Genomic DNA, 23,589 nt, shown 5'->3' on the forward strand with positions numbered 1-23,589 from the left:
TGGATGATACCGTCTTCCCATCCAATGAGGCTATCATGAGTCGTTTGGGAACCTTACAGACCCGGGCACCCGTTCCCGCCTTCGAAGACGGCACCTTCCAGTTGCTAGAAGAAGATGTGGTCGTATTTGTCGGTCAGGATAATTTTGTGCGTGAGCAACGATCGGGCGAATTGGAGTCGCTGTTGGCGGCAGGTTTTGCCAGGAAACGGCCCCGTTTTCGTTCGATGGCATGGGAAGGGGATGTGGTCTATGAGCAATGGCGTGACCTGAACTTCGGCGATTGGAGCGATCAACTGGATGCGGTGGGCGCTACGGTGATCCTGGCTCAATTTGGTCAGATGGAAGCACTGGATGGACCGGACCGACTGGCGGATTTCGAAGCAGCCTACAACCAGTTGCTGGATCAATTTTCCCGCCGGACCCACAAGTTGGTGCTGGTGTCTCCCATCCGTTTTGAAAAACCGCTCGCTTCCCATGCACCCGATCTTAGGGAAAGGAATGACGATCTTCAGTTGTATGTGAAATCGATGGAAAAGATCGCCTCCCAACGCAACGCGCTGTTCGTGGATTTGACCAGGATGCCATACGGGAATCGGCTCACTGAAAATGGAATCCACCTGACACCGGAGGGACTACGCTTGGTGAGTGAGGAAATTGCCCGGCAGTTGGATGTTGAAATCGGGGAGCTACCTTCGGAGGAGGTCCGTCGCGCCATCGTTCAAAAAAATCGCCTGTGGTTCGATTTTTGGCGGCCGGCAAACTGGTCCTTTGTCTATGGAGACCGTGTGAATCAGCTGTATGGGCAGGGGGCCGGGGCTGAGCCCTCGCTGCAGGTCGCTTTTGAGCAGCAGCTGCCCCTTGTGGAAAACGCAGATGCCGTCATTTACGACCGGATCGCTGGTAAAGAAGCACCAGGAGTCTCGGTCGATCCGGTGGTGTACAGTGAGATGGATGCCTTGACACCAGAAGAACAACTGGCCGGGTTCACGACCGCCGAAGGGTATTCGGTCAATCTCTTTGCTTCAGAGCTGGAAGGAGTCGTGAATCCCGTGCAATTCGCCTGGGACGAGGACGGAAGACTCTACGTCGCATGTTCACCTTCCTACCCGCAGACCCTGGCCGGGATGCCTGCGCAGGACTACATTCAAGTCCTGGAGGATCGTGACCGCGACGGGGTCGCAGATAGCTCCTGGCGCTTTGCCGAAAACCTGAAAATGGTACAAGGCTTAGAACCGGGTGCAGACGGGCTTTACGTGTGCGACTTCGATCGAATTCTTTATCTTCGTGACACCGACGGAGACAAAAAGGCCGATGAGCGGCAGGTACTATTCTCCGGTTTTGGCGTAGGCGATACGCATCAATTGGTAAACAGCATTACGCATGGACCGGATGGGACGCTGTGGTTTACCCAGGGTCTCCACGCCATTTCCCGCGTGGAGACCCCACATGGCGTTGCCCGTCTGGACCGGGCCGGGGTTTGGCGCTATCACCCCCGCCGCTTAAAATTGGATAGTTTCTTCGGAGGAGGAATGGCCGGCGCCAATTGCTGGGGCGTCGCGTTTGATGACTACGGCCAGGTCTTTCACAAGACCGGAGACCGCCCGGAAGGCTATTGGACCGTGCCCGGATTGGTTCCTTTTCCGGAACAGGACGGTTCCCGCTACCATGAGGATCCGAACAAGGCCTACCAAACGAACAATCCGGAGCAATATCACGACGTAGGCCCCCTTTTTGAGACCTCGCCCAAAACCACATCCCTGGAAATCATTGGCACATCAGCCATGCCCGAAGCGCTACAAGGCGCGGCACTGATCGGCGGATACTTCGGATCGGTGGTGGAAGTGCACCAATTCCAGGATGCAGGTGCAGGGTTTGCTACCAGACAGCTTCCCCGATTGATCACCTCGGCCGATAATTCGTTTCGCCCGGTGGATGTCTCTGTGGGGCCAGATGGCGCCTTGTATGTAGCAGATTGGTTCAACCCGATCATCGGTCACTACCAGGCGAGCTATGCCGATCCACGTCGCGACAAGTCACATGGCCGTATTTGGAGGATCACCGCAGATGCCAGGTCGTCCTTAACCTACCCTGAGCTATCCGCAATGGATGAGGGCCAACTGCTTGCACTTTTGGATTCTCAGGAGCGATGGTTGCGCTACCAGGCGAAGCGCCTGCTTTATTACCAGCCAACGGAAACGGTTGTGGCTGCGGCAGATGCGTTGGAGCTTCACGATCGAAAAGACCGGTTTCTCCTCGAATTGATCGGGGTTTATCAGGCGCATGAGACGGTTCGACCGGAGCTGCTCGATCGCCTGTTGCAGTCGAAGGATTTCCGGATTCGGGCTTATGGTGCGCGTGTGCTGGGAGACTGGGCGTCCCGGCTGGAAGGTGGAGCCCTTGGTCGGCTACGGGAACTCGTAAATGACGACCACCCCAGGGTCCGCCTGGAGGCCGTGATAGCCGCCAGCTACCTGCGGGAGACCCCTGCGATCGAAGTGGTAACCGCAGCGCTCGAATACGAGTTGGACCCCTTTCTGCAGTACGCGTTGAGGCAGAGTGCGAGGTCCCTTCAACTTCTCTGGGAGACTCCTTTTCAGGAGGGGGAACTCAACCCCACATCCAAGGTTCAGAATGACTTTCTGCGGGAGTTGCTGGATCAGGGACCTGCGGTCATTTCAGCTGGCGAAGCCTTGTATGAAAAGGCCTGCCTGGCATGCCATCAGCCAGGTGGTAAGGGTCTGCCAGGGGTGTATCCACCCTTGCTGGGTTCAAAGCGGGTCACCGGAGACGAAACGAAGCTTATCAAAATCGTGCTCAATGGGCTTACCGGTCCCCTAGACGTAGCGGGAGAGCAATACGGTGCCGGAACCCAGTCCATTCCCATGCCTCCCATGGGTGGAATGAGCGACCAGGAGATCGCTGATGTCCTCACGTACATCCGCAAAGAATTTGGTAACGGATCACGTGCGGTTGCTCCGGAAATGGTTGCGAAAACCCGGGCCGAGGTCTCCGGACGAACCAAACCCTGGACCGCCCGGGAGCTGGACGAGTAACAAGCCGTACGGGACAAGTACCTGGTTGCGCCTTCAGTTTTGGAATAAGGGGCAGTTGGGGCCCATTGGCCTTTGCCTATCGCATAGAAATCCGATTTTGGGTTGGTTTTACCAAGAAATGCTAAGGGAATTGGTTCTGTTGGGATCGTCTGCCAGGACTCTTTTATTGGTCCAATCCCAAGGTGAAAGGGAGCGGCACAAATCCGCTTGATTTGATCGGCTACCCGGTGACTTTTCGTTCAATGAATAGAAAAATGCTGGTTTAATTTTTGACTAATTTCCCTATATTTGATGGAGCAAGGGTAGTTGACCAAAAGGGAAATAACCGCGCCGATTGTGGTTAGTGAGTAGAGTTGGCTTCCATGCCAAGCAAAAACTCCTAAAACAGCGTACTATGGAAAAGAAAGACCTGTACCAATTGACTGACGAAGAACTAGTAGTCGAGAAGAAGAAACTAAATAAATCCAAGATCTTTAATGCAGCAGCGATTGGCTTTCTTGGAGGCATACTCATTTTCGGTATTGTCTCCTGGAGTCTCTCTTCGGACAAAAACTTGGGATTCTTTATTCCCATGGTAATACCCATTGTTTTTATTTATCGGATGCTCAAAGGTCCAAACAAAACCAAGGATTTGGAAGAGGTTTTAAAAGAACGCAACTTAAATTGACGGATTACTGAAAGCATGTATTGCCCGGAAAACCTTCCAAATGGGCCAATTTCTCGGAAGTATGGGCAAGAACAGAAAGATGCAGTGTAGAAAAACACAGAGGAAAAACAGGTAGTTCAGCCAATAACACGTATCGGCTATGCCTTTGAGGCACTTTGCATGGCAGAGACCATTGAATGACCTTGGAAACCAGTGCACGCACCAATGGCAGAAACCCAAAACATCGGATCTGCGTTGCCTATCAATGGACCGCAGGACCACATTCCCTAGGTCCTAAACACCGTCCGTATAAACGGTTCGAATTGGAAGAAGTAGGTGCCGACCTTGGCAATAGGCCTTTGCAGCGGTTCAGGCAATCAAACAAGCCTCAGCGCATTAAGGCAAAGCTGTCACCCATTATATGGATGAATTATAACCGCTATTCCTATAGCTACTTCTCAACACCCATAATCGGATGCAGGCAGGTTGCCCAGTACCTAATAATAATTTTCAGAAGTTCGCCCTGGGCTTCAATACTATCCGCTTTTTTAAAAAAACCCTGCACATTATACGTATAGGCTTGTTTTACCCTTTCATTGGAATCTTCACTGGAAAAAAAGACGAATGGAATGGATTTTTCACGCAGGTAAGCGTCCTTTTCAATTTCCTTTTTAAAATCCAGACCGCTCATTTCCGGCATATTGATATCGCAAATGATAAGAAAAATCTTGTCGCGATTATCTCTAAGGTGCACGAGTGCTTTTTTAGGATCTGAAATATATTCTACCTCAGGAAAACGGTCTATCAAGTTTAATGCTTCTTTAAGTAATAACTCTTCATAGGGCTGATCATCCACTAGCAGGATCTTTCCTGTTATTTTTTTCATAGTACCGAAATTGTTTCCAGGTTAAACTTTTGTTTTCCAGTGCCTTGATGGATAAGTTAAACATCTTAGCGAATGCCAATTTGTTGTTGAAAATAGTGATAGTATGCAAATAATTTTACTAATCTGCCAACAAATTTTTAAAAAAAAAGCCTTTGGCCGCCTCATTTTTTAGCTTACGGGAAATTACCTGTGGCGATAGTTTTGTCGAAAGGATGCAATCCGCTTTTCTGCCGATGACTATATTCCTGAAAACATATTGGTAGGAGAAGGTACAGGAATTGCCTGTATTGTTTCGCTCTGTAAATGCCGGCCTGAAGCGCCTAAACAATATTAACCGTGGGTGCCGCCTACGGTTGTTTGCCAGCAAAACTATCTCCAACCCCGGATGGGGCTGATTATACCGGAGACGCGTTCCAAAACAGGCAATCCTTCAATCGAGGCATTGGATCCGCCTATGTGCAGCGGGGAAGTTAGATACTACTCGCTGATCTCCTTCCAAACAGGCATCGTCTTTCCGGCGAAACAGAGAAAAGGGTATTTCCTTCAAATTTTGTAGCCTTGATAGCATAGCAGAAAAATGTTTCTTCCGATGATCTTTAAAGGAATAATTACGTGTATTACCTACTAATGGACAGGGTGATTTGGTGGGGAAGATCTATCCGGAGTTCGTTGCCTGGCCCTGACGCAGTCGGGTACCGGCTCATTTGAAGGAGGTGTTCATGAAGGACCCGCTGGTGAAAAAGGAAAGGTGACGGTATCATTTGCTGGTAAATCAAAAAACGGTCAAATTAATTGCTAGACAAAAAACAATAGTTTTTCAAAAATGAAATAAAATAAAGGACTATAGCCACTTTCAATGGTCCGGAATGCGCAATTGTTCCCTAGCAGAGGCACTTCCTGTCACCGGGCAACATCGACTTTACCGTATCCTGGCGGGCAAAGCGGTAGCGGTTCTCAATGCAACGCGACCTGCAGTAATTTTTCATTTTGTTAATTTTGCCTACCTTTAAAAGGCTAATTAGTGGGTAAGCTAAACCATCTACCTATGTTACAAAGGAAATTTGACCAAATAGTAAAAAAGGAATTCCCAAATGCCAGGGATGCGAAAGACACGTCTATTCATTTTTTAGGAAAAATGCAAATCGAGCATCAGCTGAATGTCTCAAAAATTCTTATGGCAACATCCGTTTGTTCGGACGATATCAATGTGCCATCGACTACCTTCTTCAACGTTCTTTTTGGCCCCTTCGTAATGGGCGGACTCGGAGGTATTCCATTTGTTGGAAAAACCGGGATGGCGGCCTATGCCCACCATATTCCGGATGAAGGAAGTGCGTTTATCTTTTATGGGCCTCACATTGGCATTACCTTAGATGGAGAATTGGGCAAAATGTTCCGACCAAGAATGGAGGAAAAGGGCAATTCATGCGGGGCGCTGATGCTTGCTCTGAACCGTTTACAGCATGATGGGTACACGCCCATCGTCAATGACGACGATTACCAACAGATGAAGCTGGAAGAAAGTTTACTTCCCTTTAGAGCGGAAATACTTGCCAGCGAAAATCCCCCAAAAGCCATTACAGAAGCTACCTACGGTATTATCGACAACAAGATTCGCCAATACCTGAAAACCTGTAAAGATGAATTTCATGCGGACAAGGTAACCTTATTGGGAGGTATCATCATCAATACGGACTATGGACTGGATGATTATTTTGATACGAGGAATTTTGAGGTGATCGACCTGAAAAGCCTGTAGCCCGCATGGTGCCCGATAGCATTTGCTAATGCAGATGTGTTTGCCAATTTCTACTCTGCACGGATCAGTATACCCGCCACGTTGGTACTGCTGATTGGAAAAATGGACCCGGAACTACTGCGGAATTCGCCCCTTTTCGGGTCAACAAAGAATTGCTGCCTTTGGGGTAGAACCCATGCTGACCGCTTGTCAATCGGTTTCTTTGGCACGCCCCAAGCAGTTTGCTTGTGGTAGGCTGCTTAGGCTTTTGCCAGTTCGGTACAGGCTTTTACCAGCACATCCAGCTCCTCCAGGGTGGTGTAGAGGTTGGGACTGACCCGGCAGCCGTGCACGTTGGAGCCGTCGATCGCTACCGTGAAAATCTTGTACTTTTCCATCAGGATTTTCGCAAAGTCAGCTGGTTTCAGGCCTTCAATGCCGACGTTTCCGATTCCACAATGCCGCGCAGGATCCTCGGGCGTGTTTACAATGACTCCCGGGATATCCCTTACTTGGCTGGTCCAGTACGTTTGCAAATACCGGAGGCGTTCTTCTTTTCTTTTTCCGCCGATGGCATGATGGTAATCAATGGCATCACTGATAGCCAGATCGGTATAGGCAGGGTAGGTACCAATATGGTTCAGGCGATGAATGTCGTTGGGGTCTCGCTCTCCCTCGGCAAGCAATGGCCAGACATGTTCCGCATTCCCTTTCTTTACATACAAAAGTCCGGCACCAAGCGGCGTGCTCAGCCATTTGTGCAGGCTGGACCCATAATAGTCGCAGTTCAGATCGGGTAGGTTAAACTGGAAATGGGCAAAGGCATGCGCCCCGTCCACCAACACCTGCACCCCTTTGCTATGGGCCATGTCACAGATCTTCCGCACGGGCAAGATCTGCCCGGTAATGTTGATCATGTGGGAGACCATCAGCAGCCGTGTCCGGGGCGTAATGGCAGCAGCGTAGAGTTCCACAATTTCTTCGTCGGATTGGGGCAGGTTCGGAACAGATACCACCTTGTTGACCACCCCATACCGTTTGGCCGCCAGCTTGAACTGATTCAGCATGGCGCCGTAGTCCTGCTCGGCCATGACGGCCTCGTCTCCTTCCTTCCAATGAATGCCGGTAATGATCAAATCCAGGGACTCGGTGGCGTTTCGGGTGATGACCACCTCCTCGGGGCTGCAGCCCCCCAATTCCGCCAGGCGGGCAGTGGTGGCCGCTTTGTTTCCCTTGCGCTCGTTTCGCATGTACCAGGATCCCTGATAATTTACCTCCCGCACGTGCCCGATTAAATTTTCGAGGGTTTCCTGCGGGACAAAGCAATAAAAGCCGTTTTCCAGGTTGATGTAATCGGGTTTGAGCCGGTACCCGGCCCTGATTTCCGCCCAGAAGTCCTCGTTGGAGGCAAGTTGAGCGGGGGGTATATGCTCAAAACGGGTTAGTAGCTGGCCAAAGGAATTGACACCGGGGCTGGCCGTAGCACCCAGTGCTAAAAGGTTTTTCAGAAAGGTTCTTTTTCTCATCTTCTGGAACATTTGGATAAATATAAGAAAAAAACGCCTCGGTGTAAAGGGAGTATTTCACCCCCGGGGAGGATGGAGTGGCACTAGATTATTCCGGAGCATGGGGAGAGGAAAAGGTTCAAAATATGCGTTTCTAAAATAAAAATCGGTAGATCTATAGTGCTTCGCTCAACCATTTTCCTGTTGCTACTTAGGAACTAGAAAATTGATTTAAAGATATAATCTTAGGTTTATTCAAAATAAAAATTTTAAAATTGGTAAAAATAGAAATAATATTCGTATTTTATTCCTAGTCAGAAAAAAGGTAATAAGCTGGGTATTGATCAAATAATTTTTTAGTGACTTATAAATCAGCAGCTCGGATGCCGCAGCCATTAAGATGATTATCATTGGAAGATCCGAGTAAAACAGGCTAAGATACCATACGTTTTTGATAAGATGACGGACAGTAATCTTTTGCCGATGATTTAATTTTGAATTCTACTAACAAATTAAATAATTGTATTGTATAGAGAAATAATACAGGATAAGCTTGTTCATTTGAATTTAATTAAAAATAGCCAGTTCAAGTAGGGTTTTACGCTGCTAATAATTTAGGTATGTTTGCCAGGGATTTGCCCGGTGAAAAATAGGTGCTCTGTTACCTCAACATCACGGATGGTAAAACTTGCTGAAAAGAATTGACTGAGGTTACGCGCATGTTGAAGGTTGGATGGATACTGACCAGAATAGATGGATTTATTTTGAATTAATTAGGTTAATACGTTAAGTGTCTTTTTTATAATCCGATTTTTCAGCATGTGCGGACTTTGGTCGACTTCCATTTATTTAAGATAAAGAGCCCTGTTACTGAGTTCGATTTTAATATAGGACAATTTGGTTCGTTTGAACGGTTTTGTATTTGATTCCGGGCTTTTTGGAAAAAAATATTCAACCCACTTTCGGGGTTGCTGAAAGGAAAGACTGGCTCCTGCACCCCGGGTTTCGCTCGGGGTTATTAGTGTTGAAGCCCTGCAGGCTTCGGAGTTGAATAGGAGCTTGTTTCCTGGGAAGTGATATGGAACTTCACTGCATCTGATTGGGCTCAATTTGGATTAATCTTTCTAGATACCTTTCATGGTCGTTGTTAATTCCCATATAGCAACAGGCCTGAAGGGCCTGAACAACAATAACCGTGGGTGCAACCCGCGGAAAGCTAACAAAAACGAAGCTCCAACCCCGGCAGGGGTTGAACTTACTGTGCATCCGTTGTAAAAACAACTATTTCTATAATCGATTCATTATATCGACCCATGGGAACCATGGGAAATGGTATTAGAAGACGGCATACCGTGTAAGCAGGACTGTGTTCAACTCACTTCGGGGTTGCTGGAAGGATAGATTGGCTCCTGCACCCCGGGTTTCGCTCGGGGTTATTATTGTTGAAGCCCTTCAGGCTTCGGAGTTGAATAGGAGCTTGTTTCCTGGGAAGTGATATGGAACTTCACTGCATCTGATTGGGCTCAATTTGGATTAATCTTTCTAGATACCTTTCATGGTCGTTGTTAATTCCCATATAGCAACAGGCCTGAAGGGCCTGAACAACAATAACCGTGGGTGCAACCCGCGGAAAGCTAACAAGAACGAAGCTCCAACCCCGGCAGGGGTTGAATCTTTTTACGGAAAATAGATCAAGATTAGGTTGTCAGGTTTTTGAAACCTCACAGATTTTTTTTTCTACTCTTTTAGAAACCTGATCCGGTCCGTAAATCCGCTGTTTTCCAACTTGATAATATACAAACCGGTTTTCAGGTGGGCTACCGGTAAGGTAAGTACCGTCTCGTTGGCGGGGAGTACATAGGTTCCTACCACCTGCCCATCCACAGACAGCAGGGTCAATTGGCTGGGCTCCGGAAAGGCGCGTTTTACTTCCAGGGCAGCCAGGCCTGTTGAGGGATTGGGGTTCAGGCTAACCTGGCTTTTCATTACAAAATGAACTGCATTGGTAGTCTGCAACTGACCATCGCTTCCTTTCAGGATTGCTGAAGTTTGGTAGGAACCTGGACGGAGCTGTTCCGGAAGGCTGTGCCAGGTAAGTTCATCGCTTTTTTCCCAGGATATATTTCCCAACTTTAGGTCTTTCGTTAAGGCGATGCTTTCCGATCCATGCAGTGGGCTGCCGGTCTTTAAAATCAATTTCACCTTCCCATCTGTTTCCTCTGCGCGTAAGCTGGCCTCTTGTCGCATCCGCAGGCTGCTTGGGGAAGATTTGCCCAGTTGGATAAGCAGTGGCTTGGAAGACAGGGGTAGCAGCAGTTGGCCGTTTTCATAGCCTACAGTAGCAACTTCCCCCTGTGGGTCCAGTCCGGAAAGGTACCAGGCCGATGCTGCAGGCAATTCGTAGGGAAGGGCAAGGTTTACGGCCACAGAATCATCCCCGGTGACCGGTCTCCAGGCGATTAAATGGCTGTCTTCACCGGCTTCATTGCGCAGCAGGTAAATATAGGCCTTATCGTCTTCCTTCAATACTTCTTGAAAACGTAGGCTGGCCATTCGGTTTTGAAGTGCTTCGGCAGCGAAAAAGGACCTTTTTTCTTTAAAGTTAAAGTTGAGGGATTCCGTAAGGCCGGAGCGGTCGTAGTTTCGTTGGGAGTCCGTACTTTCCAAATCCACATTCGCATAGAAATACCAATGGGCCCGGTCAACGCCCATGCGGCTCAGCCAAAGCAGTCCTCTCACGGCATACACGGCTTGGGAAATGGCCGATACGGCTTCGCTGTTGGAAGCGGTTTCATTGGCACTGGAAGCATCCCAGCCCCATTCGGTGACGTGGACCTCCTTGCCGGGCATGTTATGATCCCGGAAGCGCAGCCCGGCAAAGAGTGCCCGCATCTCCGAAGCCGGATGCTCCGGGTGCACGGCCAGGCGAATTCCCGCTTCGTTTCGGATATAGCTGTACAGGTGCAGGTTGATGCCATCCAGGTACGGAGCAGCGGCTTCCGATAGTTTGTAGCCCATGTAATTTTTGCTGATTCCGGAATTCCCGGCCTCGGGATTGGAGGCCTGAAGCGCTGCGGGCAGCACGGTCAAGGCTGGGTCGGCGGATTTCATACCCTTTGCCATGCCCTCCAGGATAAGCCGGTAGGTCTCATTGCTGTAATCCCAGGGTTCGTTGCCAATCTCCGCGGAACGGATAAGATCCAGGTTTCCAGGTCCGAAGGTGCCGGCAAAAGCCTGTCCCAGGGCCTCCCCCGATTCGTAGGGGCTATCCCAGTCGGACTCCCGAAACCGGTCGAAGGTGTACGTCGCATCCACGGAAAACCCCTTATTTTTCCAATCGGAATATTCCTGTTCCCATTGGGTCCATTTCAGGTGCACCTGCAGGTTGTCCGGATCATAGCTGGGGATCTGATCCGGATCCGGGGTATCCCAGTGGATGTTGTGATAATTTCTGGCCTGGGAAGCCGCCCGGATAAATTTTTGAGCACCTTCGTCGGGACCCTGCAGGTTCGGTACTTTCTTTGTTCCCCAGGCCCAGACGGTATTCAGCCCAAAGAGTTCCCCGAAACTCCGGTCCTGTGGTTCTGGGGCAGGAGGGGGGCCATAGTTGCCGTATTCGTCGTAAACGGTGATTTCCTGTATGGTGGCTTTTTTATAATTTTCATCGGCCAACTGTATTTCCATCCTCAGGTAGCGGGCCGGAATGGGTTCGGGCAATTGGATCGTTTGGAAATCCAGGATGCTTGGGTCCAGGTCTTTTACCCCTACCAGGCTGTCGGGATGGTTTCCCAGGAGCAATGTAGCCGAAATGGCGGTGCCTGCACCGTTCCATTGCCGGGTTCGGATCCAGGAAACTTGCTTTTTCTCTCCCAGATCCATGGTCAGGTGCTCGGTCAGGGGCTGGCTGTAGGCCGCGATTTCCTGAATGCTGAAGGCCGAAGGAGAACTCAAATAAACTTCGGTGACCTGGTCCAGTTCGACGGTAAACCGTTGGTGCCCACTGGTACCTACCGGATAGGAAAGTTCTTTCCTTTCTCCGTTGGCCGTGGTAAGGCGTATGCTAATGGGTTCGCTGAAATTGTTCGAAATCCGCAATCCCAGACGGTGAATGGGCAGGGAAGGAACAGAAAGGCGGTACCAGGCGAGGTTTTCTCCCTCGGGTATTGGAATAGTGGGCGTACTGTTTCCCAATAAACCATCGGTAGCTTTTTCGACAGGGATCGCTCCGGATGCTTCTCCGGCCAGATGCAGGAGCACATTTTGCAGGGGATTGGAAACGTACCGGTCAGGCAGGGGATTATCGGATACCCAGGCCGTGGAAAAATCGTTGTCCAGGACCCTGGAGGCCTGATTTTGCGCTCCGGCTGCGGTGGAACTGGCAACTACACTTGCCTCTGAGGACAAGGCCGGGTAGAGACCGGCATGCGGATCCCATGTAACGGAGGGCGGGGGATTAGGGGCATTTTCCCCAAAAATTTCCAGTTCAAATACGGATACCTTCTTATAATTTTCAGGTACCAGGGTATGGGCAATTCTAACGTACCGTGCTTTTATGGCCTGCGGAAATTCGGTAATAACAAGCGAAAGGTCTGTTGGATTGAGGCTGCCTACCTGTACCAAGCTGTCCAGGTGGGTACCCATCAGCAGGGATGTTGCCGTGGCATTGCCCCAGCCGGCCCAGTGCTTGCTGTGGATTTGCTTTATCCATCGGTCCTGCTCCAGGTCAATGGTAAGGTATTCCACAGCGGCTTGCTCCAGGGCTGCCAGGTCATAGATAAAAAAGGGGGCAGTACTGGAAAGGCTGATGCTGACAATGTTTTCTACATCCGGCGTGTAACGGATCGTGGCGTTATTTTGGATGTCGGTGTAAAGCAGCAAGGTAACGTTGCCGGAGGCATCAAAAAGGTTGATTTCAACATCTTCCTGAAGGCCACCCAAACGAAGGCCCAACAGGTGGATTTTTTTTGGATCGGAGAAGAGCAGTGCTGCAGTTGCCTTACCATCGACTAGGCTGATTTGAGGAGTATAGGTACCTAATTTCCCATCGGTGGCATTGGCCAATATGGTGCCAGAGGGGCTGTTCAGGGCTTGCCCCAACAAAATATTTTGTTCCGGATTGCTGAAATAAAGGTTTGGAAAAGGATTGGCCGATACCCAGGAGGTACTGAGATTGCCGTCAATGGCTTGTTGTGCCGGGGCATTGGCTGCGGCCGAACTTGCGGTGACGGTCCCGGTCACTTTGATAAGCGGATTTTCCCCGGAAAACGCAAAAGAAGCGCTTTCGCAGAGTAGCAAAATGCAAAGGGGGAGTAATCTAAAAGGCATAGGCTAACAGGAATGAGAAGGATGACCCCGCAAGTTAAATCAAATTCCCTGAAGTTGGAATTGGTTTTTTTAGATGAATTGAAAATCGGTTGCCGATTGGCTATTGACTTTTTTAATTAAATGTTTTAACTTCCTGATAGGTAGGTAACTATATATTCTGTTTTCCCCACACTAAACAACAGGGCTATGAAGAGATTACCTCTGCTATCTCCTTACTTTGACCCGGAGGGCAGCGAAAAGAATTGGAGGCCGGCCATTAGAGCAAATTTGTTTGCCGGGATAGGCAGTTATTCCAATGATTTTGGGGGTTCGTCAACTATTCGGGATGATATCGTTCGATTCGGGGGATCTATTGAGCCAGGTATCCTATTTAACCCCCGGAAGGGATTATACCTGGGCATGTACTTCCCCTTATTCTCTTATACACAGACCCGGTTTAGCAATGAATTTACCGCAGAACCCTTTGTCGACAAGCAGTTTAAATTTGGCCTCAACAAACCCGGCCTGGGCATGGAGGTGTCGTTTAGGTTTTAGGTGGATTGTTCGTGAAGTGCCTGTCGAAGCAGTAAACATGGAAATCAGGGAAAGCCGAAAGTGCAGAGCAGAAGACACCCAACCTATCAGTAGCATATATATAGCTTCAAAACAGCATCCCCTCGTCTTAAATCTCAAGGCAACCGTTGGTGAAATCCTATTTTTCCACTATCTTGCCCGCATTGCTTATCGCTGAATCATGTTTTGTAGAATCTTTTTAAGTGGAAGGAATATCCCGGAGAGGCAGTTTTGTTAAAAAGGGGCAGCGGAGATTTGGGCAATGAAAAAGAAATTTTGTATTGTTGAATTCCAATAGCTTGTACGGAGTTAATTCTTTTTAAATAGGAACAATAAAACGAGTTAATTGGCGACCTGGTTCTGTTAATATCTATTTTAAAGTGCTCGTAATAAATAGGTTAATAGAAAGTTAGAAAACAAGGAAGGTCCGAGAAAGCCTACGGAGTCGTAGTCCAGCGGTGTTCAAATGAAATTTTTGCAATGGAAAAGTGGAGTCTAGAACCCACTAAAAAAAACGGGGCGGAAACGAAAAGCCAAACGAGTAGTATAATTTAAATTTTAAAAAAGATGAAAGTATTAAATTTTTCAGTGGTATTTTTTCTATGCTTAGGTGTCATATCTTGTAGTGAAGATGATTTTAAACCAGAAAATTCAGAAAGATTAATTACAAATGCAGAAACAGAAAACCGGAGTAATGAATGGGACATAACAGGTCAACTTCATAATGATTTTTTAGATTTTTTTATAACTCGTGATGATTTTGAAAATAGTGCTTTTCGCAGTAATTTATTGGAAATAACTAGAGAATTTTATTCTATAAATAACCTACCCTACAATGGGAATGAAATCAATGCAACATTTGATGTATTCCAAGAAATGGAAAACGATGGTGTGGATGTAGGAATAGTTTTAGACAATCAATCGTCGACTGGATGTGATTATATTCCGACATTATGCGATCTCTTCCCTTTCAATCCATTTCCAATACCAGATTTTAATTTTATAACTTCCGGTAACAATACCGATAAAGTATTAGATTTTATCGAAAGAACTAAAGAACTAGAAAATGATGTATTAAAAAATGATTCTTTTAGTGAAGAGCAAAAAGCTGTTCTGTTAGAATCTTATGCTGTTTCGAGATATTCACATCAATATTGGCATAATCAGGAAGTTTTGGGGAATGAAAGTCAGTGGGTGGACTCTATACGCGAAATAGATGTAATTGAACAAGCTTGCTCTGTTTGTAAAGCTGATTTTGTCGGAGCAGTTACAGGGGCATTTACAGGTCCTGGAGCATTGATTGGGGCTGGTGCCGCAAGTGCTGCTCAAGCATATGCTAATTGGTTGTTTGGGGAATAATAAATTTTTCTCTTTTTCAGGTGAATAAAAGCTGTTTTAGAATTCTATTGGCTTTAAAACGTTTGAAACCATGGAAAATAGTTGATTTTCTATGATTTGATTTTTAATAGCAATTAAACTTAGAATTATCTAAAACTACCCCATAAACTCACCTAAACTCAGGAGCGGGTTTGCAGATAAAATTACACTATTATACTTAAAATTAAGCCTAGTGATTTTATTGAAACGAAAGTAAGTTAAACCCGCTCCTGCATGTATAAGGCCTGACTTGAAGGGGTCACAGAGCTTTGGAACAGCTCATCGACATGCTGATGTGGGAATCCGACTTTAAACAGGTTGCATCGAGCAGCTTTCTATACAGAAGGGTTGTCAAAATGGCTGCTGCTGTTTTTGAGAATTCATGCTTAAGGGGAGGTATTTATGCGAGTTTTATCGCATTCCGGCAAGTACCGGTGGAAGGGTGTTCCCCCTTTTCCTGAACTGATTAGTTCTAAATAGAAAAAGACATGCTAAGTACGTACTTTTTTCATGTATTTATACGTATTAGTTATAATGAATCATGGATAAAAAATCAACATTGAAACTTGACAAATCCGTATTTGTACCGGATCGTTTCGGACATGGTAATAAAATATCGGGCAAACTTGGTTTATTTTAAAATATTGACCAATTTGTACCAACCTGCAAGAGTTATGAAAAAAATCAAAAGAAAATATATCGTTGACGAGGACCAAAAAAAAGTGGCCGTACAAATTGATATCGCCGATTTTGAAAAAATAGAGCAGCTATTAGAAGATCATGCACTGGGAAAATTAATGGAGGAAAATGATTCTGCTGAAAATCTAGATTTAAATGAAGCGAAAGCCTATTACGATCAATTAAACAAAACCTGATTGGGTGACTGTCCGGATTAATAAAAAATTTTTAAAAGATTTGTCCAAAATCCCCGTAAGTGATCGGAATAGGATAGCCCAATTTGTTTTTGAGGAAAGTGAAAAGATTGTTTCGATCGGATCAGAGGGAATATTTGAAAATGGATACAGACCAACTAGCCAAGGATTTTTTGCCAAAAGAAATAATGTTCAAATTGTACCGAGACATCCCTATTTGGGATTATCGACAGCAAATTGATCTGGTAAACAGCTACGCCGGGACCATTAAAGCAAGCATGGATCGGGAGGTTTTTGATATTAAACTTCATCATCAAATTGGATATTGTTACTGGCAAGGAGGAATTTACCGGCAAGCGATCGTTCATTTTGAAAAAGTAACCAACAAATTAGCCCCACATCACCATCCTTCCCTTTACTTTCAGATAGTAGGCCTTTTGATACGATGCAACCGGCAGATTCAGGAATTCCGCAAAGCACTTAATTGGGCCGAAACCGCCCTAAAGAATCAGGAGACTACTACATCCTCCTTTGAGAAATTGAATATCCTGAAAGAATATGTAGATGCGTTGAACGACTCTACCGAACCCTTTAACAAGGATTACGAACCAATCATTGAATATGTAATTGCCGATTTGGGCTTTCCGGAAACGTTAACCGATCCCATTGAGACCGTAAATGCCATTCGAACTACCCATCATATCTGGAGCCGCAAACTTTCTGATGTTGAGCTATCCCAAGCGCATCTGGAAGAAGATCAAATCATACGGGCCTTTGAAAATTACAAGCAGCACTGCCCGATTGAATGGTATCGAAATTACGCTCAGCATGCAATTGATATTAGAAATCGAGCATGACGAGTGCTCCGCTTTTTACTTAGTGTGGTAAACTGCTTCGATGAATTTTAGGCAGTTACACAGGTTGTATTTCAGTCAACATACTGTATAATATTGTCAAAATAAAGCACACCTTTTAAAGCACAAAATCCTAAAATTGAATATCCTTTTCAACCAATTAGGCAAAAGAGATTTTTCCTAACATTTATTTCCATGAAATCGAGCATGATGGAGGCGACACACAGAGGGATGATTATAAAGCATGCGAGATTCCATATGGCCACTTAAAGACAATTATAAACATATGAAATCGACCATGACGAGATCCTCACACACTGGGATCATTGTTAAACATAGGAAATTCTCCCGAATCAAGTTCGAGACAGGTTATCACGACCTTTCGTTTGGGACAACGTATGATCGTTAAGAAGCAATTATAGTCACCATGAGACAGCATTTTCAGAACTTCCTTTTTATTTTAATAACTGCTTTTTGTTTTGGCTGTGGGAATAGCAATAAATCGGAAAAACCCGGCAGGCAAAAAGAAAGCTTTGATTTTGATTGGCGGTTTTCCAGGGGAGATTTTCCGGAAGCTTCGCAGCCGAATTTTGACGATAGTGGGTGGGAAGAAATCGATGTTCCCCATGATTGGGCAATTCTGGATGAATTTTCACCAGATAATCCTACGGGCAGGCCCGGGGGCTTTTCATCAGGAGGGGTGGGATGGTATAGAAAGACCTTTTTATTAGGGGAAGAGGCTGCCGGGTCCAAAATTTCCATCGAATTTGGAGGAGTATATGAAAATAGTGAGGTCTGGATAAACGGGCATTACCTGGGACTTCGACCTTATGGCTATATCAGTTTTAACTACGATTTAACCCCATACCTGAATGTAAATGGAAACAATGTGATTGCCGTGCGGGTAGACAATTCCCAACAGCCAAGCGCACGCTGGTATACCGGTTGCGGTATCAACAGGCACGTCTGGCTGGTTAAAACCAACAAATTGCATGTTGCCCGACATGGGGTTTTTGTAACCACTCCCCATGTCACCTCAGAAAGTGCCCAAGTAGCTATCCGTACCACCATCAAGAATGATTGGGAGCACGACGAGCCATTTCAGCTGTTTCAGGAACTGTACACTTCCAGCAATGAACTGGTTGGCCAATCGGAAATAACGGCTCAGGTGGATCCCGGGAAGGACACGACCTTCGACCAAAAATTAACCCTCCTTGAGCCCGATTTATGGTCTCCCGATGATCCTACCCTCTATACCCTTAAGACCCTTTTGCGTCAAAAAGACTCCCCGATGGATGAGCTACATACACCGGTAGGCATACGCTATTTCGAGTTTTCACCGGACAATGGATTCTCCTTAAATGGAGAAAGGATGAAAATGAAAGGCGTTAACATTCATGCGGATTTAGGGGCACTTGGTACAGCGTTAAACGACCGGGTGTTGGAACGCCGGCTGGAAATATTAAAAGACATGGGTTGCAATGCCATCCGGACGGCACATTATCCCCATTCGGAGGAATTGATGGAAATGTGTGATAGGATGGGCTTTATGGTGATGGACGAAGCCTTTGACGAATGGCTGGAATCCTGGCCTTTTGGGGGAATAAAGCCGCCGGAAGGAAAAGCAAAATACGGGTACCACCTGCATTTTGACGAGTGGGCAGAAAAGGACCTCACCGAGCTGATCCGTAGAGACCGAAATCATCCGTCGGTCATTCTTTGGAGTGTTGGAAATGAAATTCCAGACGCTTGCTTTGAAATAGGGACGGAGCGATTGAAACGATTGATGGAAGTCGTTAGAGAAGAAGACCCGACCCGGCCGATTACCGCGGGCATAACCCACATGCACCTGGCCAACGAAAGTGGATTTGCCTCCCAATTGGATGTGACCGGATATAATGGAGGAGGTGGCTCTGCGTTTATGTATGAAGCAGATAAGGAGACCTATCCGGACAGAATATTTTTGGCGACTGAAGTTCCCCACTCCTTTCAAACCAGAGGAGTGTACCGGACCCACTCCTGGTACCGGGGACAAAATCCCCTGGGAGGAATAATGAAAGTTCCGAATCTTACGGAAGAGGAGGTCTTTACCGACGTGCCCAAACATTACAGTTCTTCCTATGACAATGCCATGGTACGGATAGGTGCGCGTGATTCCTGGAGGAGAACACGTGATTTACCCTACATGGCAGGCGAGTTTCGCTGGACCGGGTTTGATTATCTGGGAGAGTCGTTGATGGGGTGGCCGGCGAGATTCTGGAATTATGGGATCATAGACATGGCCGGATTCCCCAAAGACACCTATTTTTTCTATAAAAGCCAATGGACCGATGCACCCATGGTACATATCCTTCCTCATTGGAATTGGTTAGGCAAGGAGGGCGTGGAAATACCTGTGGTGGCCTATTCAAATGGTGAGTCAGTGGAGTTGTTTCTAAACGGCAAATCGTTAGGAGAAAAGGAAATGGGGGATAAGATGGACCTGGTTTGGCTGGTTCCTTATGAACCAGGAGTTTTGGTGGCTAAAGGCAAACGGAATGGTGAAGTGGTTTCGGAAATGGAAGTGGTGACCTCAGGAGATCCGGCAAAAATTCAGCTTTTGGCCGACAGGCAAACGATAAAGGCCGACAAGCAGCAAGTGGTTCATGTGGAAGTAAACATTTTGGACAATAACAACCATTTCGTTCCCAATGCTTCCAACAGGATTCAGTTTAAAATAGATGGCGAGGCAAGCATTATCGCAGTAGATAATGGAGATCCGTTAAATGAGGAAAGCTTTGATAACCCCTCACGTAAGGTTTTTAACGGAAAATGCCTGGTTATTGTAAAATCGAACGGAAAACCGGGACAGCTTACCTTAACCGCTAAAGCAGAAGGCCTGGAGGAAGCAGAAGTGACGGTTGTTACCCAATAAAACTTATTCGAAAAAGGTGTACCGAACAACCTGCAGGAAAAGGATACTTATTTGCCGTCCGAAATTTGATGTATAGTAATGAATTTGGGGTAAACAAATCATAAATTTAGCATTATGCCCAAACCTTTAAAAAAGAGAAGTATGATCGGGACTTTTACCCGGCCTGTTTTGGTTCTCCTTGGCCTGCTGTTGCTCCTTTCCTGCAAGGAACAGGCAAGGCACCCCAATATCATTTTAATCCTCACGGATCAGCAAAGCGAGAGCATGATGAGCAGTTCGGGTAACCAATACCTCCATACCCCTGCCATGGATTACATCGCCAACAATGGCATTCGTTTTACCCGGGCCTATGTTACCAATCCGGTATGTTCTCCCTCCCGGGTAAGTTTGATGACGGGAAGGTTCCCTGGCTTTTACAAAGACGCTGAAGGCCGGCAGGTAAGGAACAATGCAGGGGCTATGGATATCCCGGCCAACAGCCCGGAGGCATCGGGTGAAAATCTGGCAAGCTTCCTGAAAAAAGCGGGGTACGATTTGGTGTATGGGGGCAAACAGCACCTGCCAGCATTCCTGGATCCGGATTTGGTGGGATTTCATGTGCTCACCGAAGATGCCAGAGGGGAATTGGCAAGCAAGGCTGCCGACTACATCAGGGCCGATCACGATAAGCCCTATTTTATGGCCGTATCCCTAATTAACCCGCATGACATTTGCTTTATGGCCATACGGGATTTTGCAGATTCCACTTACCAGCAGCAGTTGCAACGAAATTTTAAAACGGAACTCGCACTGCTGGACAAGGCCCTGGAGTTGCCGGAGGGCATCAGTCGGGAGGAATTTTTTGAACAGTACTGCCCACCCTTGCCTCCCAATTTCGAACCCCAGGAAGACGAGGCAAAGGCCATTGAGCTGTTTTTGAACCGTGATCCCCGGTTCTTTCGCAGGGGAGCCCGAGAAGAATATACTGAAGAGCAGTGGCGCATGCACCGCTGGGCCTATGCCCGGTTGACCGAAATGGTGGATGTGCACGTTCAGGAAATTTTGGATGCGTTGATTGAAAGTGGCAAAGAAGAAGAGACGCTGATCCTTTTCACCAGCGAGCACGGAGACAACGACGGCTCCCATCGATTGGAGCACAAAAACGTACTGTACGAGGAGTCGGTTAAAGTTCCGTTTACGGCCATGTGGAAAGGACACATACCCGCCGGGCAGGTAAATGACCGGCAATTGGTGTCGGTGGGCTTGGACTTATTACCTACTTTGGCGGACTACGCCGGCATCGCTGCCGAAACGGATCCACGTGGCAGTAGTTTGCGCCCGCTTTTCGAGGGGGAAAAAGTGGATTGGCGGGAAAGCCTGGGCATAGAGGGGGAAATCAGCAGGGCAGTAATCCAGGAAGGGGGTATCAAATACATCCGATATGATGCAGCGGGATTTGAGGAGCGCCTGATGGACCTGAAGGAGGATCCCTATGAGACCACCCATTTTACCCAGGACCCGGCTTATACGGAGAAGTTGGAAAAAATTCGCAAAGAATTCGAGGAATACTGGTTTGAAGGTCATTAAAAGACTGGGTGAATGTAGTATATTCATTGTCGTACATTGAAAAACCAAAGATGAACACCATTAACAGGATGATGACAAACATCTGCTCGGACACATTTTACGGACAAAGAAGATTATTGCTTAAAGACCCAAATGGAACATTGGTTGATGTTTCCTCACCCATACCAAATTTCGACCATAAGTAAAACGCGGGACGGCGGATTACTTCTTGGCCATTTTGGTCATGGCGAAAAGAAAAGTGCTCCTGAAAAACCCATAACCCAATGATCATGAAAAAAATAGCTCCCGTCTTACTCGCCTGTTTATTTAATGTATGGCTTTTGCCTGAAGTATGGGCTCAAAAAAGACCCAATATTCTCCTTATCATGGCGGACGATATGGGCTATTCCGATATGGGAAGTTTTGGGGGAGAGATATCCACCCCAAACCTGGACAGACTGGCCGAAGGAGGTATAAAATTCACCCAGTTTTACAATGCGGCCAGGTGTTGTCCCACCCGCGCATCCTTACTCACCGGACTGTATCCCCATCAGGCAGGTATAGGCGGCATGACCAACGACCGGGGCGTTCCTTCCTACAGAGGAGACCTGAACAAGCAATGTGTGACCATCGCCGAAACCCTAAAAGAGAGTGGTTACCGAACTTTTATGTCCGGAAAATGGCATGTGACCAAGCATGTGGATTTCTGGAGGACCTGGTTGACCGAAGATCAGAAAATACGAACATCCAAGGATAATTGGCCTTTACAGCGGGGTTTTGAGGAGTTTTTCGGTACCATCCATGGAGCTGGCTCTTACTACAATCCGGCTACCCTGACCCGAAACAATACCCCCATCACTTCCGGGGAAAACTTTTATTATACGGATGCCATTAGTGAGCATGCATCGGAGTTTATCAGAAACCTGGGAGATGCGGAGGGGGATGACAGGCCCTTTTTTGGCTACATCGCCTATACCGCTCCCCATTGGCCCCTTCATGCCTTGCCGGAGGACATCAAGAAATACAAGGGCAGGTATGACCAGGGATGGGACAAGATACGGGAGGAGCGCATGGCCAGAATGACGGCCATGGGCCTGATTCCTCCCGAATGGAAATTGAGTGACAGGGATCCCGATAACCTTTCCTGGGAAGCAACCGAAGATAAGGAATGGTGGGCAGCCTGCATGGAAGTCTATGCAGCCATGGTAGACCGGATGGATCAGGGCATTGGAAAAATCATTCAGTCACTGGAAGCAACCGGACAATTGGACAATACGCTAATATTCTTTCTGCAGGATAATGGAGGTTGTCACGAGGTGCTGACCGATAACTGGCCCAGGTCCCTTCACTTTCCGGCGTTTCAGCGGGATGGAAGTCCCCTGCTCAGGGGCAATGATGTCCGTCAGATGCCCGGTCCGGAGAGTACCTATATGAGTTATGCTTCCGAGTGGGCAAATGTGAGTAATACCCCCTTTCGACTGTACAAACACTATATCCACGAGGGAGGCATTGCTACACCCCTGATCGCCTACTGGACGGAAGGCATTCAGCAAGCTTCCCGTGCTACGGACCAACTGGGACATATCATCGACATCATGCCCACCATTGTAGAAGTAGCCGGAGCCAGTTATCCCGAGGAATACAAGGGAGAAAAGATCCAAGCGATGGAAGGACAAAGCCTGGTGCCGGTGTTCCGAAATCAAAGGTTTGATCATCAGGCCATTGGATGGGAGCATGAAGGCAATAGGGGATTTAGGGATGGAAAATGGAAGTTGGTGGAGCGAAGAAATCCCGGGCTCTCCTGGGAGCTTTACGATATGGAGACCGACCGCACCGAGCAACGTAATTTGGTGGAGGAGTATCCCGAAGTGGCCCAAAGCATGATTCAAAAATACCAAACCTGGGCAGATCGGGTAGGGGTGGTGGATTGGGGGAATCGATAGCTTGCCCTGATCTGCTTACAGTAATCCCAAAGAGTTGGGATGAGGAGCGGCTCTTTCCGGCTTCGCCTCCGAAAACAGAAGGCTTACCATATACTCCCGAACGGCGGAGGCCAGGTTGTTTAATAATCGTGATCGGGTTTCGAGGGTGTCGAATTGGCTGACAGCTTGCAGGATGAGCAGTACGTAAGCTATTTACATTGTTGCTATAAAATAAAAAAACGTATTATGTTCCCAAATTTCTTTGGTCCTGCACGGCTGACCATGATTTTTTAGCGGTTGTATTCCTCCATTTTGTTAGCCAAACCCGCAGGTTAACATACAACACATTTTGGTTAAAATACTGAATAGTCAAGACGAGTCATCTTAGTACTTTTATCGA

Annotated in this window: 13 protein-coding genes; 10 read left to right on the top strand and 3 right to left on the bottom strand. The window is 47.3% G+C overall.

The features are described from left to right. Positions 1 to 563: 563 nt before the first annotated feature. Positions 564 to 3,053 carry a PVC-type heme-binding CxxCH protein gene (locus tag GJQ68_RS16995; protein ID WP_235941670.1) on the top strand — a complete coding sequence of 830 codons (2,490 nt, stop codon included), beginning with the start codon at positions 564 to 566 and terminating at the stop codon, positions 3,051 to 3,053. 394 nt (positions 3,054 to 3,447) lie between these two features. Next, the gene (locus GJQ68_RS17000; protein ID WP_092168025.1) at positions 3,448 to 3,720 is read left to right on the top strand and encodes a hypothetical protein; all 273 of its coding nucleotides are present in this window, start codon (positions 3,448 to 3,450) and stop codon (positions 3,718 to 3,720) included. Positions 3,721 to 4,150: 430 nt separating this feature from the next. On the opposite strand, the gene GJQ68_RS17005 is transcribed toward GJQ68_RS17000, so the two are convergent. Further along, positions 4,151 to 4,585, bottom strand: coding sequence for a response regulator (locus GJQ68_RS17005; protein WP_162418505.1), 435 nt, complete (start codon positions 4,583 to 4,585; stop codon positions 4,151 to 4,153). A gap of 1,045 nt (positions 4,586 to 5,630) precedes the next feature. Here GJQ68_RS17005 and GJQ68_RS17010 point away from each other — a divergent pair. Then, the gene (locus GJQ68_RS17010) at positions 5,631 to 6,344 is read left to right on the top strand and encodes a hypothetical protein (protein WP_162418506.1); all 714 of its coding nucleotides are present in this window, start codon (positions 5,631 to 5,633) and stop codon (positions 6,342 to 6,344) included. Positions 6,345 to 6,583: 239 nt separating this feature from the next. Here the strand turns inward: GJQ68_RS17010 and GJQ68_RS17015 are convergent, their stop codons facing one another. Beyond that, complete coding sequence (locus GJQ68_RS17015) at positions 6,584 to 7,849, bottom strand: aminotransferase class V-fold PLP-dependent enzyme (RefSeq protein WP_162418507.1); 1,266 nt, start codon at positions 7,847 to 7,849, stop codon at positions 6,584 to 6,586. Between the two features lie 1,716 nt (positions 7,850 to 9,565). After that, positions 9,566 to 13,153 (bottom strand): T9SS type A sorting domain-containing protein, encoded by a 3,588-nt coding sequence (locus GJQ68_RS17020; RefSeq protein ID WP_162418508.1) that lies wholly within the window; start codon positions 13,151 to 13,153, stop codon positions 9,566 to 9,568. A gap of 186 nt (positions 13,154 to 13,339) precedes the next feature. Here GJQ68_RS17020 and GJQ68_RS17025 point away from each other — a divergent pair, with 186 nt between their 5' ends. The 7 genes from GJQ68_RS17025 to GJQ68_RS17055 all read left to right on the top strand — a co-directional run bounded on the left by GJQ68_RS17025 (position 13,340) and on the right by GJQ68_RS17055 (position 23,210). Next, a complete protein-coding gene (locus tag GJQ68_RS17025) occupies positions 13,340 to 13,687 on the top strand; it encodes a hypothetical protein (protein WP_162340168.1) in 348 nt (115 codons plus the stop codon). Between the two features lie 585 nt (positions 13,688 to 14,272). Further along, positions 14,273 to 15,064, top strand: a complete 792-nt coding sequence (locus tag GJQ68_RS17030) for a hypothetical protein (protein WP_162340169.1) — start codon at positions 14,273 to 14,275, stop codon at positions 15,062 to 15,064. 692 nt (positions 15,065 to 15,756) lie between these two features. Beyond that, a complete protein-coding gene (locus tag GJQ68_RS17035) occupies positions 15,757 to 15,957 on the top strand; it encodes a hypothetical protein (RefSeq protein WP_162340170.1) in 201 nt (66 codons plus the stop codon). 185 nt (positions 15,958 to 16,142) lie between these two features. Continuing rightward, positions 16,143 to 16,811 (top strand): hypothetical protein, encoded by a 669-nt coding sequence (locus tag GJQ68_RS17040; RefSeq protein WP_162340171.1) that lies wholly within the window; start codon positions 16,143 to 16,145, stop codon positions 16,809 to 16,811. A 424-nt stretch (positions 16,812 to 17,235) separates the two neighbouring features. Next, on the top strand, positions 17,236 to 19,722 hold the full coding sequence (locus GJQ68_RS17045; RefSeq protein ID WP_162340172.1) for a glycoside hydrolase family 2 TIM barrel-domain containing protein: 2,487 nt from the start codon (positions 17,236 to 17,238) through the stop codon (positions 19,720 to 19,722). 114 nt (positions 19,723 to 19,836) lie between these two features. Further along, positions 19,837 to 21,288: a sulfatase family protein gene (locus GJQ68_RS17050; protein ID WP_162418509.1), complete on the top strand. Its 1,452-nt coding sequence runs from the start codon at positions 19,837 to 19,839 to the stop codon at positions 21,286 to 21,288. A gap of 269 nt (positions 21,289 to 21,557) precedes the next feature. Then, complete coding sequence (locus GJQ68_RS17055; RefSeq protein ID WP_162418510.1) at positions 21,558 to 23,210, top strand: arylsulfatase; 1,653 nt, start codon at positions 21,558 to 21,560, stop codon at positions 23,208 to 23,210. The last annotated feature ends 379 nt before the right edge of the window (positions 23,211 to 23,589 follow it).

It is taken from the genome of Cyclobacterium roseum (assembly GCF_010119225.1).
GTDB classification, from domain to species: Bacteria; Bacteroidota; Bacteroidia; order Cytophagales; family Cyclobacteriaceae; genus Cyclobacterium; species Cyclobacterium roseum.